We start from the raw sequence: 25360 nt of genomic DNA, 5'->3' as shown, positions 1-25360 counted from the left end.
CGGAACGGGACTCGGAACGGGAATCTTTACCGCCGACCGGACGTTGACCGGATGACGACGACAGCGACACCTGTCCTGTGGGCGACAAGCCCGGGAGGCACGATTCATGAGTGAGCGAGCTCTTCGCGGCACGCGCCTCGTGGTGACCAGCTACGAGACGGACCGCGGCATCGACTTGGCTCCGCGCCAGGCCGTGGAGTACGCATGCGAGAAGGGGCACCGGTTCGAGATGCCCTTCTCGGTCGAGGCGGAGATCCCGCCGGAGTGGGAGTGCAAGGTCTGCGGGGCCCAGGCACTCCTCGTGGACGGCGATGTCCCGGAAGAGAAGAAGGGCAAGCCCGCGCGTACGCATTGGGACATGCTGATGGAGCGGCGCACCCGTGAGGAGCTCGAAGAGGTCCTCGAGGAGCGCCTGGCGGTGCTGCGCTCCGGTGCGATGAACATCGCGATTCATCCCCGGGACAGCAGCCGCAAGTCGGCCTGAGCCCCTCCGGGCCCGGCCGAACAGCGCATCAGAACTGCGGGCGCCGTACGTCACGTACGGCGCCCGCGGTTTTCGTCGTGTCCGTGTGCCTCGTGTGCCCGGCTGGTGCCTCGTGTGCCCGGCCGCCGGGACGCTCAGTGCGTCAGCGGCGGGCGCGGCTCCTTGGGGGCGTCGCCCGGCTCGTCCCTGATGACCTCGCCCTGGACGACCTTGCCGTCGGGCCGGTGCATACGGGCCTGCTGGAACGCCCCGCCCAGGCTGCCCGGGTCGGCCTCGCGGAGCTTGCGCTCGAAGGTGCGCTCCGCGGAGCGGCTCACGGCCTTCTGGACCGGCGGCAGCAGCAGGAGCAGACCCACCGCGTCCGACACCAGGCCGGGGATGATCAGCAGCAGGCCGCCCAGCATCATCAGGCCGTTGCCCTCGCTGTTCGGCCGGGCCGCCGCCGGCATCGCACCGCCCTGCTGCTGTTGCAGCGCCTCCGAGAGGTTCCGGAAGGCGCGCCGGCCGGCCCGCTTGATCACGACCGAGCCGAGGACGAGGCCCGCGAGCAGGACGAGGAAGACCACCAGCCCGCTGGACGCCCCCGCGACCACCGTGAGCAGCCAGATCTCCAGCACCAGCCAGGCGGCGAGCCCCAACGGCAGGAACGTACGCAGCCGGGAGCGCCGGGGCCGGGCAGGGGTGCTGGGGGTCTGAGCGCCAGTCGTCATGCCTCCAGTGTGCCTGGACCCGGCTCAGTCCGGGATAAGGGCAGATCAGCCAGCCCCTTGAGCGCCTTGGAGGTCCGCTAGGGCTTGGCCGGCTTGCCGCCGCGCCCCGTGACCTTGCCGACCCGCTCCCCCACGCCCCACGCCGTGACCCGCCAGAGCGCCTCGACGAGGATGTCGCGGCTCATCTTGGAGTCGCCGAGTTCGCGCTCGACGAAGGTGATCGGCACCTCGACGACGTGGTAGCCGGCCTTGACCGAGCGACGGGCGAGGTCGACCTGGAAGCAGTAGCCCTGCGAGGCGACCTCCTCGAGGCCGAGGCCCTCCAGGGTCTCGCGGCGGAAGGCCCGGTAGCCGCCGGTGATGTCGCGCAGCGGCAGGTCGAGCGCGAGGCGGGAGTAGAGGCTGCCGCCCCGGGAGATCACCTCACGGGACTTCGGCCAGTTCACCACCCGGCCGCCGGGCACCCAGCGCGAGCCGAGCACCAGGTCGGCGCTCTTGAGGGCGGTGAGCAGACGGGGCAGTTCCTCGGGCTGGTGGGAGCCGTCGGCGTCCATCTCGATCAGCACGCCGTAGTCGTGCTCCAGGCCCCAGCGGAAGCCCGCCAGGTAGGCGGCGCCGAGGCCCTCCTTGCCCTTGCGGTGCAGCACGTGGACGTGGTCGTCGTCGACCGTCAGCTCGTCGGCCAGCTTGCCGGTGCCGTCCGGGCTGTTGTCGTCGGCCACGAGTACGTGCGCCTCGGGGACGGCCTCGCGCACCCGGCCGACGATGCTCTTGATGTTCTCCGCCTCGTTGTAGGTCGGGATGATCACCAAGGCCGTGCCGAGCGGGCCGAACTTCCTCCCCTGGGCTCCTGCCGCGAGGGTTCCGTCGCCGTCGTTCACTGATGCCCCTTCAAGTCCGTACGCAGGGATCCACCATAGTGGGCCCGGCCTGCGATGACGCGACAGGACGTTCGAACGGTGGTGTCGAATCCGCGAGGCGCGGGTAAGAATGCGCTTTCGGGTGCGAGCGTACGGGCGGTTGGGGGCCCGGCGCCCTTCGGGCCGACCTGGGACCCGCTGGCTGCGGATCGACCGAAAGCCGTTGTCTACTGAGCGACCGGGCCCCTCCCGGGTCACACCTCCCCGACCGGCCGGAACGTTCCCTCGGCGCTGTACCGGCCTGAGCCTGGCTCCCAGTGGCGGTGCCCGGTGCGGCACACCGTCCCTGACCCGGCGGCGCTGCGGCGAGTGCGCGGACGTTCCCGGTCGGGCGTCCGGTGGTGGACTCCGCCGAACCTACCGGCCACCTGCGCCCGCCTGTCAACAGCCGTTTGACCTGCGCATTGTCCGGCAAAGGCCTGGTCAGTGCGGAGGATGCCCAGGTCGCGCGCCGGGGGCGCGGCACACGATCGCGTGCGCGCCACCCCCGTAGATCACTCGCCCGGCCGTACGAAGACCGTGCGTCCGCCCACCACGGTGCGCAGACAGACGGGCAGGTCGCGGCCCGGGGTCAGGTCGGGCAGACCCGGGGTGCCGGAGCGGGGATCCGTCGACCAGCGGGCGACCCGGTCGTCCGGGGCCTGCACCACGAGCTCGCCGGTGCCCCACACCGCGTAGTCGGCGGGGGCGCCCGGCACCAGGACGCCCGCGTCGTCCCGTCCCACGGCCCGCCAGCCGCCGCGCGTGTGCGCCGTGAACGCGGCGCGCACGGAGACGCGGTGCTCCGGCGTGCGGTGGAAGGCGGCGGCCCGGACCGTGCCCCACGGGTCGAGCGGGGTGACGGGGCTGTCGGAGCCGAAGGCGAGCGGGACACCGGCGCGCAGCAGGGCGGCGAAGGGGTTCAGCGCACGCGCCCGCTCGGCGCCCAGCCGCTGCGCGTACATGCCGTCCTCGCCGCCCCACAGGGCGTCGAAGGCGGGCTGCACGGAGGCGGTGAGGCCGAGTTCGGCGAAGGCCGTGATCGCGTCCGGGGTGAGCATTTCGGCGTGCTCGACGCGATGGCGGGCGGCGCGGACGCGGGCGAGGCCCAGCTTCTCGGCGGTGGCGCGCACGCCCTCGACCACGGCGTCCACCGCCGCGTCGCCGATGGCGTGGAAGCCGGCCTGGAGGCCCGCCTCGGTGCAGGCGACGACATGGGCGGCCACGGCGGCGGCGTCCAGGTAGGCGTTGCCCGTGTGGCCGGCGTCGGCGTACGGCTGGTGCAGGCAGGCCGTGTGCGAGCCGAGGGCACCGTCGACGAACAGGTCGCCCGCGGCGCCGATCGCGCCCAGCTCCCGCGCCTTGGCGACGTCCCGCTCGGCCCAGTAGCCGACGACGCGCGGTCCCGGCTCCTGGGCGGCGAGGCGCAGCAGGCCGGTGAAGTCGTCCTCGGAGGAGATCTCCGGGCCGGCGCACTCATGGACCGTGCCGATGCCGAGCGAGACGGCGTGCGCGAGCGCCGCGCGCTGTGCGTCGACGCGCTGCTGAGGCGTTACGCCCGCGAACGCGGCGGCCCGTACGGCGTGGTGGGCGTCGGCGGTGAGGGGCCCGTCCTCGCGAGTGACGTGGCCGGGGGTCAGGTCGAGCAGAGCCGTGCTGACGACCGCCGAGTGGACGTCGATCCGGCTGAGGTAGAGGGGCCGGTGTCCGGCCGCCTCGTCCAGCTCCGCACGCGTCGGGGGGCGGCCGCCGGGCCAGCGGGCGGCGTCCCAGCCGTGTCCGAGCAGGACGCGGTCGTCCGGACGGGAGGCGGCGAAGTCCCGTACGAGGGCCAGGGCGGCCTCGAGAGAGGGAGCGGCCGACAGATCGAGGCCGGTGAGCGCGAGGCCGGTGGCAGTGGTGTGCACATGCGCATCGGTGAACGCCGGAGTTACCAGCGCGCCGTCGAGGTCGATCACCTCGTCGACCCCGTCCGTGAAGGCGTCGGCGGCCCCCTCCGACCCCACCCAGGCGATCTGCCCGCGTTCCACGACCATCGCGGTGGCGAACGGATCGGCAGGGCTGTGCACCTCTCCACGACGGAGCAGGACGGTCTTCGACGGGGCGCTGGACTTACTCATGGACAACAGTCTCGCGCCTGACCCCGATCACTTCGAACAAGGGTCGCCTTCCACGCCCGACGGCGATCAGATCCGTGGCGGCCGCGCCTCGTACGGTGTGGACAGCACCACCGTCGTCCGCGTCGAGACCCCGGCCAACGACCGCACCCGGGCGAGCAGTTCCTCCAGCTCGTGCGGCGTTGCCACGCGGACCTTGAGGATGTAGTTCTCGTCGCCCGCGACGCTGTGGCAGGCCTCGATCTCCGGCACGCCCGCGAGCCGCTCCGCGATGTCGTCGGGCGCGCTGGGGTCGAACGGTTTGACCGAGATGAACGCGGTCATGGGCAGTCCGACGGCCTCGGGGTCGACGACCGCGGCATAGCCGCGGATGACGCCGCGCTGCTCCAGCCGGCGCACCCGCTGGTGCACGGCCGACGTGGACAGCCCCGTGGCCTTGCCCAGGTCGGTGTAACTCATCCGCCCGTCCTTGACGAGCAGCTGCACGATCTGTCGGTCCAGCTCCTCCATGGCGCAAGAACCTACAGTGCCGTTGATCTCCTCCGATACCTGAGCAGCGCAGGTCATGCACCGTTCGTGATGTGGCCGGAAGCCGATGGTCAGCCGTCCGGGGGACAAATCCACCGCAGTGGGCACCTGCGCGCGGCATGTGACGAACGCCACACAGCTCGAACGTTCTCCGTGATGTTCTCGTGATTACCGCCGAGAGGGGACGGGAAGTGCTTGCTGTGGCCGAGGCCTCAGTGCCTGAACGGCCCAGTCCGAGGGGGAGAACCCAATGCAGAGTCTTAAGCGCCCTGGTCGCACCGCGCCCAAGCGGCCGCAGCTCGTCGTCGAGCCCGAGCCGGAGGGCGTCGAACCCGACACCTTCGACGACGAACTCGACTTCTACGACACCTTCGAGATGTTCCGGGTCGTCTGCCCGGACTGCGCTCAGCCCATCGCGCTGCTGGCGGACGAAGAGGTTCTGCCGGAGCACGCGCTGTGCGCCTCGCCGTGGAACCCGTTCGGACTCACGGTCTGCGCCGGCACCGGCCGCAGGGCCACGGACGCCCGCCCCGCGGACGAGTCCGCGGATCCGCAGGAGCAGGACACCGCCCTGCTGTTGACGCTCCCTCAGGGGCTCGACTGGCGGACCCAGCCCTTCTCGCACGTCGGCGGCCCGGGCTCGCGCCCGATCAGGGTCTCCGTCATGCGCCCCGAAGCAGCCTGAGCGCGGGCCTTCCCGGTCCGCTCGCTCCACCCCGGTGAGTGAACCGCGCCACGGCTCGCAGTGTGCCGTGGCGCGGTTCGGTGTGTCCGGAGCACCCGGGCGGCGCGCACTCCCCGGGCCTTTGCGGAGCGGCGAGGGGGCAGCCCTGAACGCACGCCCGATTCCACCGTCCGGTGACCTGTCCGGCCTTCGCCGCGTTGGCCTGGTATGACCCCCATCTCCTCAGTGACCGGGCGTCAGCGCCTCCTCTTCGTCCCGGCACCCGCAGAATCGGTTCGGCCGCCCGCGCCGCGCTACCAGGACCCGCCGATCTACCGCGACCTGATGCGGACCTGGGCCGAGGGCGGCCGCACCCTGCCGGGCCGGCACGACCCGGAGTGGATGCGGCTCGCGGCGCCCTGGCGGGGCCTCGACCAGTTCAGCGTTCCTCTGGACCCACGAGATGGCGGGCGATGACCATCCGCTGGATCTGGTTGGTGCCCTCGACGATCTGCAGCACCTTGGCCTCGCGCATGTAGCGCTCGACCGCGAAGTCGGCGGTGTAGCCGTAGCCGCCGAGGACCTGCACGGCGTCGGTGGTGACCCGCATCGCGGTGTCGGTGCAGTGCAGCTTGGCCATGGCCGCCTGCCGGGCGAACGGCCGGCCCGCGTCCCGCAGCCGCGCCGCCGCGAGGTAGAGCGCACGGCCCGCCTCGATCTGCGTCGCCATGTCGGCGAGCATGAAGCGCAGCCCCTGGAAGTCGGCGATCGCCTTGCCGAACTGCCGCCTTTCGGCCGCGTACGCCAGCGCCTCGTCGAGCGCCGCCTGCGCCACGCCGATCGCGCACGCCGCGATGCCGAGCCGCCCCGAGTCGAGTGCGGACAGGGCGATCGCGAAGCCCTGGCCCTCCTCGCCGATACGCCGGTCGTCGGAGATCCGCACGCCGTCGAAGTGGACCTGGGCGGTGGGCGAGCCCTTCATGCCCATCTTCTTCTCGGGCACCGCCGCACTCACCCCCGGCCCGTCGCCGGGCACCAGGAACGCGGTGATCCCGCGCGGGCCCTCCTCGCCCGTGCGCGCCATGACCGTGTAGAAGTCGGCGATCCCGCCGTGGGTGATCCAGGCCTTGGTACCGGTGATCACCCAGCCGTCACCGTCCCGCACGGCCTTGGTGCGCAGGGCCGCCGCGTCGGATCCGGAGTGCGGCTCGGAGAGGCAGTAGGCGCCGAGCATGCCGCCGCCGAGCATCCCGGGCAGGTGTTCGACCTGCTGCTCCTTGGTGCCGTAGGCGGCGAGCGCGTAGGAGGACAGGGTGTGCACGCTGACGCCGAGACCGACCGTGAGGCGGGCCGCGGAGAGCTCTTCGAGGACCTGGAGATAGACCTCGTACGGCTGGTCGCCGCCGCCGTACTCGGACGCGTACGGCAGGCCGAGCAGGCCGGAGTGCGAGAGCAGGGTGAACAGGTCCCGCGGGAAGCGGCCGGCGTCCTCCTCCTCGGCCGCTTTCGGGGTGATCTCCTGCCGCGCGATGTCACGGACGAGTGAGATCAGTTCCCGGGCCTCCTCCGTGGGCAGTTGTCGGTCCACCGGCTGCGGGGCGCGGTCGGGCATGGCGACGCTCTCCTCCCTGTCGGGCACTGGCGGACGGGCCCATGGGTGGGGGCGGCGCCGCCGGGTCGTTCTGCTGCCTGGCCGATGCTTGCAGTCCCGGGTCTCGGAAGCTGCTGACCAGCGGCTGTGCGCAGTGAGTATGCCCGATCGGAGGCATGCAGTCACCAGTTAACGACCGCTTACTTCAGGTAATACCCGAGCACATCCGCCGAATCGAAATTGGTCCGCACCATTGACCGAACTGGTCTAGTCCTCCTACCGTTTCGGTTCACCGAGTCATCGCGTTCATGCCAATCGGCGCGCGTTCCCTCTCCCCACGAGGAGACACCGGATGCACACCCCCCACCGCTCCCGCTTCCGGGCCATCGTGTCCGCGGCCTGTTGCGCCGTCCTCGGCGCCGGTCTCCTGGCCGGCGCGGGCACCTCGACCGCCACCGCGGCGACCTCGGCTCAGGAGGCCGCCGGCTCCAAGGTCATCGGGTACTTCACCGAATGGGGCACCTACGACCGCAAGTACCACGTCAAGAACATCGAGACGTCCGGCTCGGCGGCGAAGCTCACCCACATCAACTACGCCTTCGGCAACGTCACCGGCGGAAAGTGCGCGATGGGCGACGCCTACGCGGCCACCGACCGGGCGTACACCGCCGCCGAGTCCGTCGACGGCAAGGCCGACACCTGGGACCAGCCGCTGCGCGGCAACTTCAACCAGCTGCGCAAGCTGAAGCAGAAGCACCCGAACCTCAAGGTCCTGTGGTCCTTCGGCGGCTGGACCTGGTCGGGCGGCTTCGGCGAGGCCGCGAGGAACCCGGCCGCCTTCGCCCAGTCCTGCTACGACCTGGTCGAGAACTCCAAGTGGGCCGATGTCTTCGACGGCATCGACATCGACTGGGAGTACCCGAACGCCTGCGGCGCCACCTGCGACACCAGCGGCAGGGCGGCCTTCCGCAACCTGGCGCAGGCCTTGCGCGCCAAGTTCGGCTCCGGCAACCTCGTCACCGCGGCGATCACCGCCGACGCCACCCCGGGCGGCAAGATCGACGCGGCGGACTACGCGGGCGCCGCCCGGTACGTCGACTGGTACAACCCGATGACGTACGACTTCTTCGGCGCCTGGGACGCCGCCGGCCCGACGGCCCCGCACTCTCCCCTGACCTCGTACTCCGGCATTCCGAAGGCGAACTTCCACACCTCCGCGACCATCGCGAAGCTCAAGGGCCTCGGCATCCCCGCCTCGAAGCTGCTGCTCGGCATCGGCTTCTACGGCCGCGGCTGGACGGGTGTCACCCAGTCGGCCCCCGGTGGAACGGCCACCGGGCCGGCGAAGGGGACGTGGGAGAACGGCATCGAGGACTACAAGGTGCTCAAGGGCACGTGCCCGGCGACGGGGACGGTGGCCGGCACGGCGTACGCCAAGTGCGGGAACAACTGGTGGAGTTACGACACCCCGGCGACCATCGGGACCAAGATGACGTACAAGAACCAGCAGGGTCTGGGCGGCACGTTCTTCTGGGAGCTGAGCGGTGACACGGCGAACGGTGAGCTGATCAAGGCCATCAAGTAAGGCGGGGCGACACCCCCCGGGGGCGGACGGGCCGTGACGGGCCCTCCGCCCCCGTTCTCACGCGCCCTGGCGGGCGGCCGCCTGCGGGGCCGGGTAGGCGGGGTCCAGGTCCTCGATCGCCCGCAGGGCGCCGCCGAGGCCCTTCACCAGCAGCTCGCACATGGTCTCGCGGGGCAGTTCGGGGCGGTCGATCCATTCGAGGGTGGCTCCCTCGACACTGCACACCCAGGCCAGCAGGCCCATCCTCGCCAGCGGGGTGATGTCGACGCGGCCGTACGCGCCCTCGGCGATGGTGGCGACGATGGCCTCGCGCACACCGTCCCGGATGGCGTGCACCTCGGTGTCGAAGCCGACCCCGCCGCTGACGATCGTGCGGTACGCGGCCTGGTGGTGCTCGGCGTAGCGCAGATAGCTGTCGATCGTGCGCTGGACGCGGTCGACCGGGGGCAGTTCGAGTCCGCCCGCCGCCAGGGTGACCAGGTCGGTGACCGAGTCCTGGATGATGGCCAGGTAATAGCCCCGCTTGGACTGGAAGTAGTAGTAGATGAGCCCCTTGGCGACGTGCGCCTGCCGGGCGATGTCGTCCATCGAGAGGGCGTCGTAGGACGTGTCGGCGAACAACCTCCGGCCGATGGCGATGAGTTCGGCACGGCGCGCCAGCGAGCGCTCGGTGCCGCGGGCTCTGGGGCGCGCGGCAGGCTGTTGACTGATATTCAATTTCGACCCTGGTTCCAGGCGGGCGAGGCGGGACATCCGCAGTATGGCAGGTCGGAGGGCCGGGGCGTGGGTCAGGTCACATCGCTCCGGGCCGGGGTCACAGCAGCCCGAGCTGCGTCACGAGCATCGCGACGACCACGACGAGCGTCCAGCCCATGACATGCTCGGCGATCTTCGGCCCGTCGTCCTTGGGGCCGCCCGTGCGGACGCCGGCGGCGGTGGCTGAGTGTGCGGTCATGGCTTCTCGCTGATCCGGTGGGGCGGGCGGACTTCCCCCGAAGTTCCGCCCACCTTGCCACCCGGAGCGGCTTTTGCGGCCGAGAGCTTGGTCACACGCGGACGCCCACGGCGGTCAGCGCCTTGCGCTGGGCAGCGGTCGGGCGCGCCGGGAAGTACAGGTAGCAGACGCCGCCGGTGCCGGAGACGACCTTGCCGGAGGCGTTGTACCGCTTGGTCCGCAGCCAGATGTTCTCCCACTCGCGCCGCCGGTAGACGCGCCGCACGGCCTCGTTGCTCGCCGAGGCGGGGTCGTTCGCGATCACGTCGCCGCCTGCCGTGAAGCCGATGACCGTCATCAGGTGGCCGGCGGTGCCGTACCCGGCGCCGGTCAGCTCCTCCTTCAGGAAGGACTGGGACGTTATGGCCGGGATGCCCGCCGCGATCAGCCTCTCCAGGTCGGTGAGCGAGCCGAGCCGGGTGACCACGGCCTGGAGGTCCTTGAACGTGGCCGCGTAGGCGGCGTTGAACGGCCAGTTGCCGCAGCCCGCGTACTGGTGGTCGTAGGTGAACCGGGCAGCGTGGCACACCTGTGGATCGGCGAAGGAGGGATCCACCCAGGCCAGCTGCTCCGGGGTGAGCCGGCCGCCCCAGTACTCGATGATCATCTGGGAGGAGGTCGGGCTGCACCAGGCCTCGCCGCCGTTGTCGTACTCGGGGTACTGGCCCTTGTGGATCTCCTGCGAGTACCGCGGGACGACCAGTTCCTTCGCGAGGCCGGGCGCGGACGCCGGGACGGTGAACCGGTCGGGGACGTCGGACCCCATCGCGCCGAGCCGCCACACGGTGGGCGTGGCCTTGGTGCCCGGCTTGCGGTACAGGGTCAGACGCAGGCGGTATGAGGCCAGACGCAGGCCGGTCGCCGGGTCGTCCACGGCCAGCGTGTCCGTCCAGACAGTGCTCTTGCCGTCGCTCTGGTCGTCGACCGAGGTGCGCTTGATGTCCTTGTCGCCGGACGCCCAGCGGCCCATCACGTACCAGGGGCTGCTGGTGCCGTCGGTGTAGGTGGCCTTGAGCTCGGCCTGGATCCAGGTGCCGGCCGGAGTGCGCGCGTTCCAGGAGACGATCGCCTCGGTCGCGGGGACGGTGAGGCGGTGGACGGGGGACGTCCAGGTGCCGTACTCCCAGGAGGCGGTGGTGCCGGTGTGCGGGTCCCGGTAGTCGGCGGTTCCGGCGGGCTTCGCGATCGCCAGGCCCGGGCGGGCGCCCGCGACGGCACGGGTACCCCGGGCGGTGCCGCCGCGCCAGTCGCCGTACGAGACCCAGGCCCGGTTGTCCACGGTGCGGGCCGGGACCGCCCGGGCGGGGCCCGCGGTGTCGGTGTCGGTCGTCATGGAGATCTCGGTGTCGGCGGCCGCCGGACCCGCGCTCGCGGTGACGGCGGCGGCGACCGCGGCGGCCAGGACGGTTCTGCGGGACGGCTGTTCGGCTCTGCTCATGGCGGGGACCCCCGGATGTCGGAGTCGGGCAGGGGCGGGGCAGGTCCGTTGCACGGTCGGTCGCACATGCGTGTGCGCCACATATGAGCACAGCCCGCCGGGTCCTGCCAGCACTTCGGCCCGCGCCACGCCCACCAATATTGGCGTCGACCAGTGGCAGGAGCCGTGAACTGTCTCGTTAGAGTGCTGCGCGAGATGAATCCGTCCTTCCGCCCCGCGCCGGGGCCCGCCGTCCGTGACCTGGCCTCCCGGATCCGCCGCCTCTCCCCCTCCTGCGGCCCGGTCCGGCTCGTCGGCGTCGACGGGCACGCCGGATCCGGGAAGACCACGTTCGCCGAGCAGTTGGCCGGGGCGCTCGGCGGCGCGCCGGTGCTGCGCCTCGACGACATCGCCAGCCACGAGGAACTGTTCGGCTGGACCGGACGGCTGCTGGACCAGGTGATCGAGCCGCTGGCCGGCGGCCGGACCGCGCACTACGCCCCCTACGACTGGCGGGCCCGCCACTTCGGCCCGCCGCGGCCGCTGCCGCCCGCACCGGTGATCCTCGTCGAGGGCGTCGGTGCGGGACGCCGGGCGCTGCGCCCCCGCCTGGCCCTGCTGCTGTGGATGGAGCTGCCGCGCCAGGAGGCCTGGGCGCGGGGGCGGTCGCGGGACGGGGAGGAACAGCGGGAGTTCTGGGACGGATGGGTCCCGGCGGAGCGCCGGCATTTCGCCGACGATCCCTCGCGGCCCTTCGCCGATCTCCTGGTACGGCAGGGAGACAAGGGGTACGAGGTGTTTCCGGGACCTGCTGGGCCGGTTGGACCGGACCAGTTCCTCACGCACGGTGACGGACCGCCCGCAGTGTGCTGAACTTGTGAAGGCGCTTGCGGTGGAACTTGCCGGAGTGCTTCAACTCGGCTTGACCGGTGGGCCGTACAGGACTTACGTTCTCAATGTGCGGCCATTCGGAGCCGCCCACAGACGCGAAGCCCCCGGTTGTTCCCCCGTGATCGGGGGCTTCGTTCTGTCTTCTTCCGTTTTTCCGGGCCCCGCGAGGCGTTGAACGCTCACCCTCGGTCACCGTGCGCGAGTGCGCCGCATCCGCTCCCACCTCGCCGAACGGCCCGTGCGGCACCCTTCGGGGGCGCCGCCGCCGCAGGTACGATGCCCTCGTCGCGACCTACGGACGGTTGCTCCGCGCACCGCGCAACTCCGGTCCGTGGCACAGCGGTTCGAGCAGGGCAGCCGGCTGGTGGGACGGCTCGTTGGCATACCGACGGGGGCACGGTTCGTGGGGGACGTGATGGACTTCGGCACGCAGGGCCCGCAGGCCCCGGCCGACCTCGCCTGGCTGCGAGGCGTCGATGCCTACACCATGGGCGCCTACCCGCAGGCGGAGGAGGAGTTCCACGCCGCCGTGCGGATGGACCCCGGGATGGCCGACGGCTGGCTCGGGCTGCACGCGCTGCGCGTCGACACGACGACCGCGCTGCTCAGGATGTTCCGGCACCGGGACCGCTTCGGGGAGCAGCGCTCCCGCTATCGCCGCACCCTCAACTCCTGGTACTGGCTGGGCTGGTGGGTGCAGCCGGTGCTGGAGAGCCCCCGCGACCTGCTGCTCGCGCACGCCTCCCACTGGCTGGACGGCCGCCATGTCCCCGAGCTGGACCGGGCGCTCGCCGGGCTGCCGCCGGTGGACACCGACGCCCAGGTCCGCTTCCTGCACGCCTGCCGCGCCTATCTGGTCAAGGACTGGGAGCAGCTCGTCCGCCACACCGACCCGCTCCTCGACGATCCGATGCTCGGCATCGAGGCGGGGCTCTTCGGCGGCATGGCCCGGGTCCGTCTGGAGATGTACGGCCAGGCCGAACCGCTGCTGTCCGCCGCGCTGATGCGCTGCCGCAGCGAGCAGCCCCAGCGCAAGGAGCTGCGCTACTGGCTGGCCCGGGCGCACGAGGGCACCGGCCGCAGCGCCGCCGCGCTCCCCCTGTACCGGGCCGTGCACCGCGTCGACCCGGCCTTCATGGACACCTCGGCCCGGCTCGCCGCGATCGCCGAGGGCGACGGGTACGACGACTCCACCGACCTCGCGGCGATCACGCTCCCTGGCCTCGGCCAGGACACCGTGGACGGGCCGGACGGGTTCGACCCGCTCTTCGGCACCGAGGGCCGCGACCTGAGGCTGCCCGACCTGGAGCCGCCTGCCTCAGCTCCCCTGCCGCCGGAGACGGACCCGGCCGTGCGCGAGAGGTTCTCCCCGGCACCGTCCCTGCCCGCCGGGCCCACCGATCCCGCCTTACTGGAGGAGGCACTCGCCGAGCTGGAGCGCATGGTGGGGCTGGAGCCGGTGAAACGCCAGGTCAAGGCGTTGTCGGCGCAGCTGAACATGGCCCGGCTGCGAGCCGGGCAGGGCCTGCCGGTCCAGCCGCCCAAGCGGCACTTCGTCTTCTCCGGCCCCTCCGGCACCGGCAAGACCACCGTCGCCCGCATCCTCGGCCGTGTCTTCTACGCCCTCGGGCTGCTCGGCGGTGACCATCTGGTGGAGGCGCAGCGGGCCGACCTGGTCGGCGAGTACCTCGGGCAGACGGCCGTGAAGGCCAACGAGCTGATCGATTCGGCCCTCGGCGGCGTCCTCTTCGTCGACGAGGCGTACTCGCTGTCCAACTCGGGCTACGGCAAGGGCGACGCGTACGGCGACGAGGCGCTCCAGGTGCTGCTGAAGCGGGCGGAGGACAACCGCGACCATCTCGTGGTGATCCTGGCCGGCTACCCGGAGGGCATGGACCGCCTGCTCGCCGCGAACCCGGGGCTGTCCTCCCGCTTCACCACCCGCGTCGACTTTCCCTCCTACCGTCCCCTCGAACTCACCGAGATCGGCAAGGTGCTCGCCGCGGAGAACGGCGACCTGTGGGACGAGGAGTCCCTCGACGAGCTGCGGTCCATCGCCGGGCATGTGGTCGACCAGGGGTGGATCGACGAACTGGGCAACGGGCGGTTCCTGCGGACCCTGTACGAGAAGAGCTGTGCGTACCGGGATCTGCGGCTGTCCGTGTATCCCGGGGTGCTGGGCAGGGAGGACCTGGCGACGTTGCGGTTGCCGGATCTGATGCAGGCGTACGGGGAGGTGCTGTCCGGGCGGGGTCCGCAGGCTCCGCCCGGACTGTGAGAACTGGCGTGGAGGGCTGGGCCTACGTCGCCAGTACCTCCTCGCCGGACCTCGGCTCGGTCAGCCTGATCTCGGGGACTTGCCGGTGCGCGGGATCTCGCACCTCTCCCACCAGCAGCTCCAGCACATCCTCCAGCGCGACCAGCCCTAGCACCTTCCCCGACCCGTCGGCCACCTGGGCCAGGTGCGTCGCGGCCCGCCGCATCACCGTCAGCGCGTCGTCCAGCGGCAGCTCGGACCGCAGCGTCGTCATGGGCCGCCACAGCTGCTGCGGAACGGCCCGGTCGGAGTGCTCCAGGTCCAGGACGTCCTTCACATGCAGATAGCCCATGAACACCCCGTTCTCCGCCGCGACCGGGAACCGGGAGTACCCGGTACGGGCCGTGAGCTCGACGATGCGCCCGGGGGTGACGGACGGGCTGACCGTCACCAGGGACTCGCGCTGCAGCAGCACGTCCGTCACCGGGCGCGAGCCCAGCTCCAGGGCGTCCTCCAGGCGTTCGGCCTCCTCGGGGTCGAGCAGGCCCGCCTGGCCGGCGTCCTCCACCAGCCGGTTGAGCTGCTCGCTGGTGAAGACGGCCTCGACCTCGTCCTTGGGCTCGACGTGGAAGAGCCGCAGGATGCCCTGGGAGACGGCGCCGAGCGCGGCGGTGATCGGCTTGCAGAAGCGGGCGAACCAGACCAGGCCGGGGCTGAGCCACAGCGCGACCTTCTCGGGGGCCGCCATGGCCAGGTTCTTCGGGAGCATCTCGCCGATGACGAGGTGGAAGAAGACCACCGCGGCGAGGGCGATGACGTAGGTCAGCGGGTGGATCATGCCGTGCGGCAGGTGCACCCACTCGAAGACCGGCTCCAGCAGATGCGCGACGGTCGGTTCGGCGACCGCGCCCAGGGTGAGGGAGCAGATCGTGATGCCGAACTGGGCCGCCGCCATCATCTGCGGCAGCCGCTCGAGCCCGTAGAGGACCTGCCGGGCGCGGGCGGTGCCGAGCGGTTCGATCTGGCTGCGGCGCACGGAGACGAGCGCGAACTCGGCGCCGACGAAGAAGCCGTTGGCGAGCACGAGCAGCGCGGCGAAGAGAAGTTGGAGCACGCTCATCGGACGGCCTCCACCATGGCGGCCACCGGGGCCGTCCGCACGAGCCGGACCCGCTCCGCGCGGTAGTGGCCGACCTGGCGCACCGACAGCCGCCAGCCGGGCAGCTCCGCCTTGTCGCCGACGGCCGGGATACGGCCCAGCAGGTCGGCGATCAGGCCCGCGACGGTCTCGTACGGGCCTTCCGGCACATCGAGGCCTATGCGCAGCAGGATGTCGACACGGCAGCTGCCGTCGACGTCCCAGGCGGGACTGCCGTCCTCCGGCGGTGCGGAGGCCAGCTCGGGCAGGTCGTGTCCGTCGTGCTCGTCGCGGACCTCGCCGACGATCTCCTCGACGATGTCCTCCAGTGTGACGACGCCGGCCGTGCCGCCGTACTCGTCGACGACGACCGCGATGGGCTGCTCGCTGCGCAGGCGGGCGAGCAGCGGACGTACGGGCAGCGTCTCGGGGACGAGCAGCGCCGGGCGGGCGATGCGGCCGACGGGGGTGCGCAGCCGGTCCCGCACGGGCACGGCAAGGGCGTCCTTGAGGTGGACCATGCCGACCACCTCGTCGATCTTCTCCCGGTAGACGGGGAAGCGGGACAGGCCCGTGGCGCGGGTCAGGTTGACCACGTCCTCGGCGGTGGCCGAGGACTGCAGGGCGCTGACCTTCACGCGCGGCGTCATCACGTGCTGCGCGGTCAGCTCACCCAGCGACAGGGTTCTGACGAAGAGGTCGGCCGTGTCCTGTTCCAGGGCACCGGCCCGGGCCGAGTGACGGGCCAGGGAGACGAGTTCACCGGGGGTGCGGGCGGAGGCCAGCTCCTCGGCGGGCTCGATGCCCAGGGCACGTACGAGCCGGTTCGCGACGGCGTTGAGGCCGGCGATGACCGGGCGGAACAGCCGGGCGAAGACATGCTGCGGGCCGGCGACGAAGCGCGCGACCTGAAGCGGCCTGGACACCGCCCAGTTCTTGGGCAGGAGCTCGCCGATCACCATCTGCACGGCGGAGGCCAGCAGCATGCCGACGACGACCGTGACACCGGAGACGGCTCCCTCGGGGATGCCGATCGAGGTGAACGGGCCGTGCAGCAGCTCCGCGAGCGCCGGTTCGGCGAGCATGCCGACGACGAGGGAGGTGATGGTGATGCCGAGCTGGGTGCCGGAGAGCTGGAAGGACAGTTCCTTGAGCGACTCGACGACGCGGTGGGCGCGCCGGTCGCCCTCGGCGGCGGCCTTCTCGGCTTCGGGCCGCTCGACCGTCACGAGTCCGAACTCGGCCGCCACGAAGAATCCGTTGGCGAGAATCAACAGGAACGCGGCTGCCAGGAGCAGCAGGGGGGTGGTCATGATGCCGCCGCCTCCGCAAGGCCGCGTACCTCGAGAACGGGGTACGCGCTATGTCGGCAGGGGGCGGCGCAGGTACTACAGGACGATCCGTCCATCGCCGGAGAGGGTCACTCCTCGGTTAGCAGGAGCCTCTGTGCACCGGGCGGGGCAGCAGAGGCGGAGGCGCATCCGTTCACGCCTCCGCCAACAGATTAATCAAGACACGGCCCGGTGCGGCAGTGGCGGCCGCCCTGTGGATGTCCCGAGTCAGCTCTGATGCCGCTCGTGCGCCACGGAACGGGCCTCGGCGAGCGCCCTCAGGGCCCGGGCGTCGGCGATGGCCCGCTGCCTGGCGATACCCGGCTGAATACCGAGGACGGGCAGGCTGGTGCCGTCGCTGAGGTTGAGGAACACCCAGGGGTCGCCGGGCCGGAGGGTCACCTGAAGGATCTCCGCCCAGTCCAGCCGGCGCTTGTTCGTGAGGTTCACCACGGTGACGCCCGACTCGTCGGCGACGACCTTGGGCCGGGCCAGCAGGAGCAGCACCGCGTCCAGCAGCAGCGCCGTGAGGACGAAGCTGAGGCGCTCGGCGGGGCTGAGCTGCTTCAGCAGCATCGCGACGGCCGTGATGACGACCAGGATCGCGACGGCGGCGGTGAGCAGCACCGCCCGGGTGCTGCCCGGCCGGAACGTGACGGGCAGGGTGGGCAGATCGGACATCGGTGTACGCCCCTCAGAGACGGCAGGCGTGGATGGCCGTGGTCAGGATGGCCCGGGCGCCGATGTCGTAGAGGTCGTCCATGATCCGCTGCGCCTCCTTGGACGGGACCATCGCGCGGACGGCGACCCAGCCCTCGTTGTGCAGCGGGGAGACGGTCGGCGACTCAAGACCGGGGGTGAGGGCGACGGCCTTCTCCAGCTGCTCCACGCGGCAGTCGTAGTCCATCATCACGTACGTCCGGGCGACCAGGACGCCCTGGAGGCGGCGCAGGAACTGCTGCACCTTGGGGTCGTCGGCGTCCGCGCCGGTGCGGCGGATCACGACGGCCTCGGACTTCATGATCGGCTCGGCGACGACCTCGAGGCCCGCGTTGCGCAGTGAGGTGCCGGTCTCGACGACGTCCGCGATGACCTGGGCGACGCCGAGCTGGATGGCGGTCTCGACGGCGCCGTCGAGGTGGACGACGGAGGCGTCGATGCCGTGGTCGGCGAGGTGCGCCGCGACGATGCCCTCGTAGGAGGTGGCGACGGTCTTGCCGGCGAGGTCCGCCAGGCCGCCGACGGTGCCGGGCTTGCAGGCGTAGCGGAAGGTGGAGCGGGCGAAGCCGAGCGGGAGGATCTCCTCGGCGTCGGCGCCCGAGTCGATGAGCAGGTCGCGTCCGGTGAGGCCGATGTCCAGCTGGCCGGAGGCGACGTAGATGGCGATGTCGCGGGGGCGGAGGTAGAAGAACTCGACCTCGTTCACCGGGTCGACGATCCGCAGCTCCTTGGACTCCCGGCGCTGCTGGTAGCCGGCCTCATGCAGCATCTCCGCCGCAGGGCCGGACAGGGAACCCTTGTTGGGGACGGCGATGCGCAGCATGAGGTCGGCTTCCTTTGCGTGGTGTCTTACGGGAACGGGTGCGGCTGACCGCGGCTTACAGGTGGGCGTAGACGTCGTCGAGGGAGATGCCGCGGGCGACCATCATCACCTGGACGTGGTAGAGCAGCTGCGAGATCTCCTCGGCGGCAGCCTCCTTGCCCTCGTACTCGGCGGCCATCCAGACCTCGGCGGCCTCTTCTACGACCTTCTTGCCGATGGCATGGACGCCCTTCTCGACCAGCTCTGCGGTGCGGGAAGTGGCGGGATCGCCTTGGGCGGCCTTGTGCTGGAGCTCGGTGAAGAGCTCCTCGAACGTCTTCTTGGACATGGTGACGCCTAGCCTACGCGGTGTAGGGGGCGCCTCAGCGCCAGGGTTCGGATACCGAGCGGAGGGTGGCCGCGGTCGCCACCGCCGCCGTCACCGCCTCGTGTCCCTTGTCCTCGTTCGAGCCGGGCAGGCCCGCGCGGTCCAGGGCCTGCTCGTCGGTGTCGCAGGTCAGCACGCCGAAGCCGATGGGGACGCCGGTCTCGACCGACACCTGGGTCAGGCCCTGGGTCACGCCCTGGCACACATACTCGAAGTGGGGCGTGCCACCGCGGATGACGACGCCCAGGGCCACGATCGCGTCGTAGCCGCGGCCCGCGAGGACCTTGGCGACCACCGGCAGCTCCCAGCTGCCGGGGACCCTGAGCAGGGTCGGCTCGTCGATGCCCAGGTCGTGCAGGGCGCGCAGGGCGCCGTCGACCAGACCGTCCATCACCTTCTCGTGCCACTGTGCCGCGATGACGGCGACCCTGAGGTCACCCACATTGCGTACGGACAGTTCCGGTGCACCCTTGCCGCTCACGTCTCTCCCTCTTGCTCTCTTACTGGTTGCTGCAGGCCGGCACGGTGGTCGTGTCGAGCCAGGGCAGGTCGTGGCCCATCCGGTCCCGCTTGGTGCGCAGGTAGCGGAGGTTGTGCTCGCCGGCGCTCACGGGCATCGGCACGCGTGCGGTGACGGCGATGCCGTGGCGGACGAGCGCGTCGGTCTTGTCGGGGTTGTTGGTCAGCAGCCGCACGCCGTGCACACCGAGGTCGGCGAGGATCCGGGCGCCGGCCGCGTAGTCGCGGGCGTCGGCGGGCAGGCCGAGTTCGAGGTTGGCGTCGAGGGTGTCGCGGCCGCGTTCCTGGAGTTCGTAGGCGCGCAGCTTGGACATCAGGCCGATGCCACGGCCCTCGTGTCCGCGCAGATAGACCACCACTCCCCTGCCCTCGGCCTGGATACGGGCCAGGGAGGCGTCCAGCTGGGGTCCGCAGTCGCAGCGGGCGGAGCCGAAGACATCGCCGGTGAGGCACTCGGAGTGGACGCGGACGAGGACGTCCTGGCCGTCGCCGATCTCACCGTGCACGAGGGCGACGTGCTCGACGCCGTCGGCGGTGGAGCGGTAGCCGTACGCCGTGAACGTGCCGTGGGCGGTGGGCAGTCGGGTCTTGGCCTCGCGGCGGACGGTGGGCTCGCTGCCGCGGCGGTAGGCGATCAGGTCCTCGATGGAGATGATCGTCAGGCCGTGCTTGCGGGCGAAGGGGATCAGCTCGGGCAGCCGCAGCATCGTGCCGTCCTCGCCGGCGATCTCGACGATCGCTCCGGCCGGGCGCAGGCCCGCGAGGCGGGCGAGGTCGACGGCGGCCTCGGTGTGGCCGTTGCGGGTCAGGACCCCGCCGGGCCGGGCGCGCAGCGGGAAGATGTGGCCGGGGCGGACGAAGTCGTCGGGCCCCGTGACGCCGTCCGCGAGCAGCCGGAGCGTGGTGGCGCGGTCGGAGGCCGAGATGCCGGTGCTCACGCCGTGCGCGGCGGAGGCGTCCACGGAGACCGTGAAGGCGGTCTGCATCGACTCGGTGTTGTCCTCGACCATCTGCGGCAGGCGCAGCCGGTCGAGTTCGTCGCCCTCCATGGGGGCGCAGATCAGGCCGCGGCACTCGCTCATCATGAAGGCGACGATCTCGGGGGTCGCCTTCTCGGCGGCGATGACGAGGTCGCCCTCGTTCTCCCGGTCCTCGTCGTCGACGACCACGACCGGGCGGCCGGCCGCGATGTCGGCGATGGCCTGCTCGACGGGGTCGAGCGCGAAGTCCTCGATGTCGTCGGTGTAGAGGACGGTTGACGGGTGGGCGCTCATGCCGGCGCTCCTTCCAGGGTGGGCTGTGCTGCCGCGCGCGAGCGCAGCCACCAGTCGCGCATGCCCCACAGGACGAGCGCGCCGTAGATGATGTAGACGAAGCCGGAGAAGGCGAAGCCGTTGGCGAAGTTCAGCGGGACGCCGACCAGGTCGACCAGGAGCCAGGCGAACCAGAACTCGACCATGCCGCGGGCCTGGGCGTACATCGCGACGACGGTGCCGACGAAGATGTACGCGTCCGGCCAGGGGTCCCAGGAGAGGGTCGGGAAGGCGGTGAACAGGCCGCCGACCGCGAGGGTGCCGACGACGGCCGCGCCGGCCAGTGCCCCGCGCTCGCGCCAGGTGGCGAAGCGTACGGCGATGGAGCCGTCCTGGGCCTGCTGCCGGCCGCGGTTCCACTGCCAGAAGCCGTACGTGGCGACGAGCATGACGACGATCTGCTTGCCGGCGCTGCCCGCGAGGTGGGCGGTGGCGAAGGCCGCGAAGAGGATGAGGCCGGAGAGGAACTGGGCGGGCCAGGTCCACAGGGAGCGTCGCCAGCCGAAGGCGAGGCCGATCAGACCGATCACGTTGCCGATCATGTCCGACCACTTGATGTGCTGGCCGAACAGCGTGAACGCCTCGGAGTTGAGCCAGTTCACTTGGCCGCTCCCTGCACACGGTCGCCCAGCATCCGCTCGACGTACTTGGCGATGACGTCCACCTCGAGGTTGACCCGGTCGCCGGGTCCCTTGTGGCCGAGCGTGGTCAGGGCGAGGGTGGTGGGGATGAGGCTCACGGTGAAGTGGTCGGGGCCGGCGTCGACGACGGTGAGGCTGATGCCGTCGACGGTGATGGAGCCCTTCTCGACCACGTAGCGGGTGAGGTCCGCGGGCAGGGAGATCTTCACGATCTCCCAGTGCTCGGACGGCTTGCGCTCCAGGATCTCGCCGGTGCCGTCGACATGGCCCTGCACGATGTGCCCGCCGAGGCGTTCGCCGACGGCCATGGGGCGTTCGAGGTTGACGCGGGTGCCGACCGCGAGGGCGCCCAGGCTGGAGCGGTTCAGGGTCTCGGCCATCACGTCGGCGGTGAACTCGTCGCCCTCGTGGTCGACGACCGTGAGGCAGACGCCGTTGACCGCGATGGAGTCGCCGTGCTTGGCGCCTTGGGTGACGATGGGACCGCGCAGGCGGAAGCGACAGGCGTCGTCGAGGGTCTCGACGGCGGTGATCTCGCCCAGCTCTTCGACGATTCCGGTGAACACTTCCCGGGTCCTCCTGCCTCTTGGGGCACGGACTCCGGGGCTGTCGATGACGACAGATGTACGAGCAGGACACCGGGGGCGACGCCGGACGGAGCCCGCCCCGAGGGGACGGACTTCTTCGGCGGCACGCACGTATGCCTGCCCGCCGCGCACTGCCTCCCATCCGGACTTTAACCGTCGGTCCAGGAATTTCACCTGGTCAACCGATCGCTGGAGGCGACCGGGTCGCGGACTGTAACCGCCGGTTCGGACTTTCACCGACCCCGGAGTGCGCTGCTACTGGTACACGGCCAGTCTGCCACGCCTGATCGTCGTTCAAAGAGGCGAAGAGTGTGGGCTACCTCACAGACGATGTCGCCGCAGCCACCGGGTTGGTACGCACCTATTGACGGTGTGGTCTAGTCCTTTCTAGGGTCGGCTGCAGGGTTGAGGCGACCCCGCGGACCGGCCCGGCGACGGTGACGACGGCCCTTGCCCGTCGCCGGGCCTTCCCACGCCGGACGGACGGCGTTCTGGCAGGGTGAGCCCCATGACCACGACGATCGCCGACGAGTTCGAGGTCCACCGGCCCCGGCTGTTCTCGCTCGCCTACCGGCTGCTGGGCTCCGCCGCGGAGGCCGAGGACGCGGTCCAGGACGCGTATCTGCGCTACAGCGGCGCCGACCGTACGGGAATCGAGCACCCTGCGGCCTGGCTCGCCAAGGTCGTCACCAACCTCTGCCTGAACCGGCTGACGTCCGCTCGCGTCCGGCGTGAGCGGTATGTCGGGACCTGGCTGCCGGAGCCCGTGGTCACCGGGGACGACACGCTCGGCCCTCTGGAGTCGGCCGAGCAGCGGGACGCCGTGTCGATGGCGATGCTGGTGCTGCTGGAGCGGCTCACGCCGACCGAGCGGGCGGTGTACGTGTTGCGGGAGGCCTTCGGGTACGGGCACCGGGAGATCGCCGGGGTCCTGGACCTGAGCGAGGCGAACTGCCGTCAGCTGTACCGCCGGGCCGTGCGACGGGTGGGCGAGCCCCAGGCCCGTTTCGAGCCCGCGTCCGCGCAGCAGGAGGAACTCGTCACGTCGTTCATCACGGCGGCCCGCGACGGTGACCTGGCCGGTCTGGAGAAGCTGCTCGCGGCCGACGCCACCTGGTGGAGCGACGGTGGCGGCAAGGTCACTACGGCCCGGTGGCCGATCGAGGGTGGTCTCAGGATCGCCCGGTTCCTGGCGGGCGGGGGCCCGAAGTTCACGGTGGGCCTGGACTTCGTGCCCGTCGAGGTGAACGGTGCGACAGGGCTGGCGACCTGGGCGGGCGACACGCTCGTCGGCCTGGCGGCCTTCGAGGTGCGCGACGGGCTGGTCACCGGGGTGCGGGCCGTGGTCAACCCGGAGAAGCTGGCGTTCGCACGGCGTCAGCTCGCCCGCCCGTAGGACGCCTCGGGCGCGGGTCGTGGGATCGCCGGGCGTGTCTGTCACATTCGGCGGGGGGTGTTCGGTCTCAGCTGACGAGGGGCGCTCCAGCCGGAGCCCCCGGGCCTTCGAAGGGACTGACCAGCATGACCACGATCCTGGTGACCGGCGGCACCGGAACACTCGGCCGGCTCGTCGCCGAGCGGCTGCGCGCGGACGGGCACGAGGTGCGGGTGCTCAGTCGGCACGCCCAGCCGTACGCGGTCGACCTGATGGAGGGCGGGGGCGCACTGGACGCGGCCGTCGCCGGTGTGGACACGATCGTGCACTGCGCGTCGGCGCAGAAGGGCGATGAGCGGGCGGCGGCGAACCTGATCGGGGCGGCGCGCGGTGCCGGGGTACGGCACCTCGTCCACATCTCGATCGTGGGCGTCGACCAGGTGCCCTTCGGCTACTACAGGAGCAAGCTCGCCGTGGAGCGGCTGGTCGAGGAGTCGGGGCTCGGCTGGACCGTGCTGCGGGCGACGCAGTTCCACGACCTGCTGGTCATGGTGTTGCGGGGGCTGTCGAAACTGCCTGTCCTGTTCCTGCCGGCCGGTGTCCGGGACCAGCCGGTCGAGGTGGCCGAGGTCGCGGACCGGCTGGTCGAGCTGGCGGCGGGTGAACCGGCGGGGCGGGTCGAGGACATGGGCGGGCCGGAGGTGCGGACGTTCGAGTCGCTGGCTCGCGCGTATCTGAAGGCCTCCGGGCGGCGTCGTGCGGTGGTGAACGTGCCGCTGTGGGGAGCGGTGTACCGGGGCTTCCGGAGCGGGGGTCATCTGACGCCGCGGCGGGCGGTCGGCACGGGGACGTTCGAGGCGTATCTGGCGCGGCGGTTCGGGGGCGGGCAGGTGCGGACGGGGAGCGGGCGGTCCCGGGCGTAGCGGGGGCCCGGGCGCCCTACCAGCGCTGGATCGGCCGCTCCCCGGGAGTGAAGAGTTCCTCTTGAGCGCGGTCACGGGCCGTGAGGAGGGCGCCGCGCAGGACCGCGCCGCCGCCCAGGGTGGTGGACCGTACCTCCGTGGGCAGCGGCGTCATCCGGGCGATACGGTCCCGCACCCGGCCGGCGAGCTCCTCACCCCCGGCCTGCCCGACCTCACCCCCGAGCACCACGCACCCGGGGTCCAGAATCGCCACCACGGAGGCGACTCCGACGGCCAGACGATCGGCGAGGGCGTCGAGGAAACGGGCGGCGGGGGCGGCGGACGGGGACGGAACCGGGAACACCTCGCCGTCACCTGCGGGCCCGGGCGTCCCGCCCTGGCTCTCGACCTCACGCGCGGGCCCGGCCCCGCCCGGGCTCTCGGGCCGGGACGCCTCCACCGCACCCGCGGACCCGGCCCCCTCGCGCTCCGCCCGCCGCACCTGACCCACCGCGGCCGCCACCACACGGACCGCCGCCCGCACGCCCCCCACCGCCGACGGCTCCTCCCCCGACTCGGCCGGAATCCCGTACTCCGCGGCCAGGTCCACGACCGCGGTCGCCGCGGCCAGGCCGTGGAAGCCGCCCTCGCAGTCCGTCGCGGACGGCAGCGTGGTCGCACCCGGGACCGGCAGGAAGCCGATCTCGCCGGTGCCACCGGAGGCGCCGCGTCGCAGCGCGCCGTCGAGGACCACGGCCGCGCCCGTGCCGTGGCCCAGCCACAGCAGGACGAAGGTGTCCCGGTCCCGGGCGGCGCCGTCGCGCTGCTCGGCCAGCGCCGCGAGGTTGGTCTCGTTCTCGACGCTCACCCGTGCCTCGGGCAGCCGCTCCTGGAGCGCCGCGACCAGACGCCGGTGCCACTCCGGCAGCCCGGAGGAGTCACGGAGTTCGCCGCTGGCCGGGTCGATCAGGCCGGGCGCCCCGATGCCGACGGTGTGCGGCCGGTCGGCGCCGGCCTCCTTCACCACGCGTTCGACCAGCGCGACCGCCTGTTCCACGGCGGGACCCGTTCCCATGTCACCCGTGATGGGCACCGACGCCTCGGCCAGGACCCGGCCCACCAGGTCGGCGACGGCCACGGAGACGCCCTCGGTGCGTACGTCCAGCGCGGCGAGGTGCGCCCGGTCGGCGACGATGCCGTACACCTTGGCGTTGGGCCCGCGCCGCTGCTCCCCCGCCTCCCCGACGACCGTGATCAGACCCGCGGCGGTGAGACGTTCGACGAGGTCGGCGACGGTCGGCCGGGACAGACCGGTCAGCTTCTTCAACTGCCCTGCCGTCAGCGGGCCCTCCTGCTGGAGCAGACGCAGGGCGAGCCGGTCGTTGATGGCCCGGGCGGTGCTCGGGGATGCGGGCATGCCGGGATCCTTCCAGATCGGCGGGTCCGTCGGCCGAGGCCCGCCGGGAAACCCTCTTATTATCAGGCAGGGTTCCTGATAGTTTACGGC

The 25360-nt window shown here is 71.6% G+C and carries 26 protein-coding genes and 1 riboswitch; of the genes, 8 read left to right on the top strand and 18 right to left on the bottom strand.

Annotation, left to right across the window (positions count from 1 at the left end; all coding sequences use genetic code 11):
• The first annotated feature begins 106 nt into the window (after positions 1-106).
• Positions 107-484: an RNA polymerase-binding protein RbpA gene (locus ACZ6I3_RS33000; protein WP_184597099.1), complete on the top strand. Its 378-nt coding sequence runs from the start codon at positions 107-109 to the stop codon at positions 482-484.
• Between the two features lie 134 nt (positions 485-618).
• Here ACZ6I3_RS33000 and fxsA read toward each other — a convergent pair whose 3' ends face one another.
• From fxsA to ACZ6I3_RS32980, 4 genes are all read right to left on the bottom strand, one after another.
• Complete coding sequence (gene fxsA / locus ACZ6I3_RS32995) at positions 619-1194, bottom strand: FxsA family membrane protein (RefSeq protein WP_469419660.1); 576 nt, start codon at positions 1192-1194, stop codon at positions 619-621.
• A 77-nt stretch (positions 1195-1271) separates the two neighbouring features.
• On the bottom strand, positions 1272-2075 hold the full coding sequence (locus ACZ6I3_RS32990) for a polyprenol monophosphomannose synthase (RefSeq protein WP_469419658.1): 804 nt from the start codon (positions 2073-2075) through the stop codon (positions 1272-1274).
• A gap of 533 nt (positions 2076-2608) precedes the next feature.
• Positions 2609-4213, bottom strand: a complete 1605-nt coding sequence (locus ACZ6I3_RS32985) for an amidohydrolase (RefSeq protein WP_469419656.1) — start codon at positions 4211-4213, stop codon at positions 2609-2611.
• Between the two features lie 66 nt (positions 4214-4279).
• A complete protein-coding gene (locus ACZ6I3_RS32980) occupies positions 4280-4720 on the bottom strand; it encodes an Lrp/AsnC family transcriptional regulator (RefSeq protein WP_039932055.1) in 441 nt (146 codons plus the stop codon).
• 268 nt (positions 4721-4988) lie between these two features.
• Here ACZ6I3_RS32980 and ACZ6I3_RS32975 point away from each other — a divergent pair, with 268 nt between their 5' ends.
• Both ACZ6I3_RS32975 and ACZ6I3_RS32970 read left to right on the top strand, forming a co-directional pair.
• A complete protein-coding gene (locus tag ACZ6I3_RS32975; RefSeq protein WP_469419655.1) occupies positions 4989-5423 on the top strand; it encodes a hypothetical protein in 435 nt (144 codons plus the stop codon).
• A 207-nt stretch (positions 5424-5630) separates the two neighbouring features.
• A complete protein-coding gene (locus ACZ6I3_RS32970) occupies positions 5631-5879 on the top strand; it encodes a hypothetical protein (RefSeq protein ID WP_382840741.1) in 249 nt (82 codons plus the stop codon).
• On the opposite strand, the gene ACZ6I3_RS32965 is transcribed toward ACZ6I3_RS32970, so the two are convergent.
• Positions 5842-7014 (bottom strand): acyl-CoA dehydrogenase family protein, encoded by a 1173-nt coding sequence (locus ACZ6I3_RS32965; protein ID WP_469419654.1) that lies wholly within the window; start codon positions 7012-7014, stop codon positions 5842-5844. The genes ACZ6I3_RS32970 and ACZ6I3_RS32965 overlap by 38 nt on opposite strands.
• 331 nt (positions 7015-7345) lie before the next feature.
• On the opposite strand from ACZ6I3_RS32965, the gene ACZ6I3_RS32960 reads away from it, so the two are divergent.
• Positions 7346-8578 (top strand): glycoside hydrolase family 18 protein, encoded by a 1233-nt coding sequence (locus ACZ6I3_RS32960; protein WP_469419652.1) that lies wholly within the window; start codon positions 7346-7348, stop codon positions 8576-8578.
• Positions 8579-8635: 57 nt separating this feature from the next.
• On the opposite strand, the gene ACZ6I3_RS32955 is transcribed toward ACZ6I3_RS32960, so the two are convergent.
• From ACZ6I3_RS32955 to ACZ6I3_RS32945, 3 genes are all read right to left on the bottom strand, one after another.
• Positions 8636-9295, bottom strand: a complete 660-nt coding sequence (locus ACZ6I3_RS32955; RefSeq protein WP_469419650.1) for a TetR/AcrR family transcriptional regulator — start codon at positions 9293-9295, stop codon at positions 8636-8638.
• 97 nt (positions 9296-9392) lie between these two features.
• On the bottom strand, positions 9393-9533 hold the full coding sequence (locus ACZ6I3_RS32950) for an SCO1431 family membrane protein (protein WP_469419648.1): 141 nt from the start codon (positions 9531-9533) through the stop codon (positions 9393-9395).
• Between the two features lie 91 nt (positions 9534-9624).
• Positions 9625-11010 (bottom strand): peptidase C39 family protein, encoded by a 1386-nt coding sequence (locus ACZ6I3_RS32945; protein ID WP_469419646.1) that lies wholly within the window; start codon positions 11008-11010, stop codon positions 9625-9627.
• Positions 11011-11205: 195 nt separating this feature from the next.
• On the opposite strand from ACZ6I3_RS32945, the gene ACZ6I3_RS32940 reads away from it, so the two are divergent.
• Together ACZ6I3_RS32940 and ACZ6I3_RS32935 are read left to right on the top strand one after the other, a co-directional pair.
• Positions 11206-11862 (top strand): uridine kinase family protein, encoded by a 657-nt coding sequence (locus ACZ6I3_RS32940; protein ID WP_469419729.1) that lies wholly within the window; start codon positions 11206-11208, stop codon positions 11860-11862.
• Between the two features lie 433 nt (positions 11863-12295).
• Complete coding sequence (locus ACZ6I3_RS32935) at positions 12296-14158, top strand: AAA family ATPase (RefSeq protein ID WP_469419728.1); 1863 nt, start codon at positions 12296-12298, stop codon at positions 14156-14158.
• A 22-nt stretch (positions 14159-14180) separates the two neighbouring features.
• On the opposite strand, the gene ACZ6I3_RS32930 is transcribed toward ACZ6I3_RS32935, so the two are convergent.
• From ACZ6I3_RS32930 to ACZ6I3_RS32890, 9 genes are all read right to left on the bottom strand, one after another.
• On the bottom strand, positions 14181-15257 hold the full coding sequence (locus ACZ6I3_RS32930; RefSeq protein WP_469419644.1) for a hemolysin family protein: 1077 nt from the start codon (positions 15255-15257) through the stop codon (positions 14181-14183).
• Positions 15254-16588: a hemolysin family protein gene (locus tag ACZ6I3_RS32925; protein WP_469419643.1), complete on the bottom strand. Its 1335-nt coding sequence runs from the start codon at positions 16586-16588 to the stop codon at positions 15254-15256. The genes ACZ6I3_RS32930 and ACZ6I3_RS32925 overlap by 4 nt, the downstream gene beginning before the upstream one ends.
• Positions 16589-16834: 246 nt before the next feature.
• Positions 16835-17287 carry a PH domain-containing protein gene (locus ACZ6I3_RS32920; RefSeq protein ID WP_469419641.1) on the bottom strand — a complete coding sequence of 151 codons (453 nt, stop codon included), beginning with the start codon at positions 17285-17287 and terminating at the stop codon, positions 16835-16837.
• A gap of 13 nt (positions 17288-17300) precedes the next feature.
• Positions 17301-18149, bottom strand: coding sequence for an ATP phosphoribosyltransferase (gene hisG / locus ACZ6I3_RS32915; protein ID WP_469419639.1), 849 nt, complete (start codon positions 18147-18149; stop codon positions 17301-17303).
• Positions 18150-18204: 55 nt separating this feature from the next.
• Entirely contained in the window at positions 18205-18477 is a 273-nt protein-coding gene (locus ACZ6I3_RS32910) for a phosphoribosyl-ATP diphosphatase (RefSeq protein WP_003988914.1), read from the bottom strand.
• Positions 18478-18511: 34 nt separating this feature from the next.
• The gene (ribH, locus tag ACZ6I3_RS32905; RefSeq protein WP_215122671.1) at positions 18512-18997 is read right to left on the bottom strand and encodes a 6,7-dimethyl-8-ribityllumazine synthase; all 486 of its coding nucleotides are present in this window, start codon (positions 18995-18997) and stop codon (positions 18512-18514) included.
• A 19-nt stretch (positions 18998-19016) separates the two neighbouring features.
• Positions 19017-20309, bottom strand: a complete 1293-nt coding sequence (locus ACZ6I3_RS32900; protein ID WP_469419638.1) for a bifunctional 3,4-dihydroxy-2-butanone-4-phosphate synthase/GTP cyclohydrolase II — start codon at positions 20307-20309, stop codon at positions 19017-19019.
• A complete protein-coding gene (locus ACZ6I3_RS32895) occupies positions 20306-20950 on the bottom strand; it encodes a nicotinamide mononucleotide transporter family protein (protein WP_469419635.1) in 645 nt (214 codons plus the stop codon). The genes ACZ6I3_RS32900 and ACZ6I3_RS32895 overlap by 4 nt, the downstream gene beginning before the upstream one ends.
• The gene (locus tag ACZ6I3_RS32890; RefSeq protein WP_469419633.1) at positions 20947-21555 is read right to left on the bottom strand and encodes a riboflavin synthase; all 609 of its coding nucleotides are present in this window, start codon (positions 21553-21555) and stop codon (positions 20947-20949) included. The genes ACZ6I3_RS32895 and ACZ6I3_RS32890 overlap by 4 nt, the downstream gene beginning before the upstream one ends.
• A gap of 145 nt (positions 21556-21700) precedes the next feature.
• Positions 21701-21831, bottom strand: a riboswitch (FMN riboswitch).
• A 253-nt stretch (positions 21832-22084) separates the two neighbouring features.
• On the opposite strand from ACZ6I3_RS32890, the gene ACZ6I3_RS32885 reads away from it, so the two are divergent.
• A complete protein-coding gene (locus ACZ6I3_RS32885) occupies positions 22085-22972 on the top strand; it encodes an RNA polymerase sigma-70 factor (protein WP_469419631.1) in 888 nt (295 codons plus the stop codon).
• A gap of 125 nt (positions 22973-23097) precedes the next feature.
• The gene (locus tag ACZ6I3_RS32880; protein ID WP_469419630.1) at positions 23098-23874 is read left to right on the top strand and encodes an SDR family oxidoreductase; all 777 of its coding nucleotides are present in this window, start codon (positions 23098-23100) and stop codon (positions 23872-23874) included.
• 16 nt (positions 23875-23890) lie between these two features.
• Here ACZ6I3_RS32880 and ACZ6I3_RS32875 read toward each other — a convergent pair whose 3' ends face one another.
• On the bottom strand, positions 23891-25270 hold the full coding sequence (locus ACZ6I3_RS32875) for an ROK family transcriptional regulator (protein WP_469419628.1): 1380 nt from the start codon (positions 25268-25270) through the stop codon (positions 23891-23893).
• Between the last annotated feature and the right edge of the window lie 90 nt (positions 25271-25360).

It is taken from the genome of Streptomyces sp. NPDC041940 (assembly GCF_055589465.1).
The sequence above is the reverse complement of the archived record's forward strand: the minus strand, read 5'-3'. Positions and strand labels throughout refer to the sequence as shown.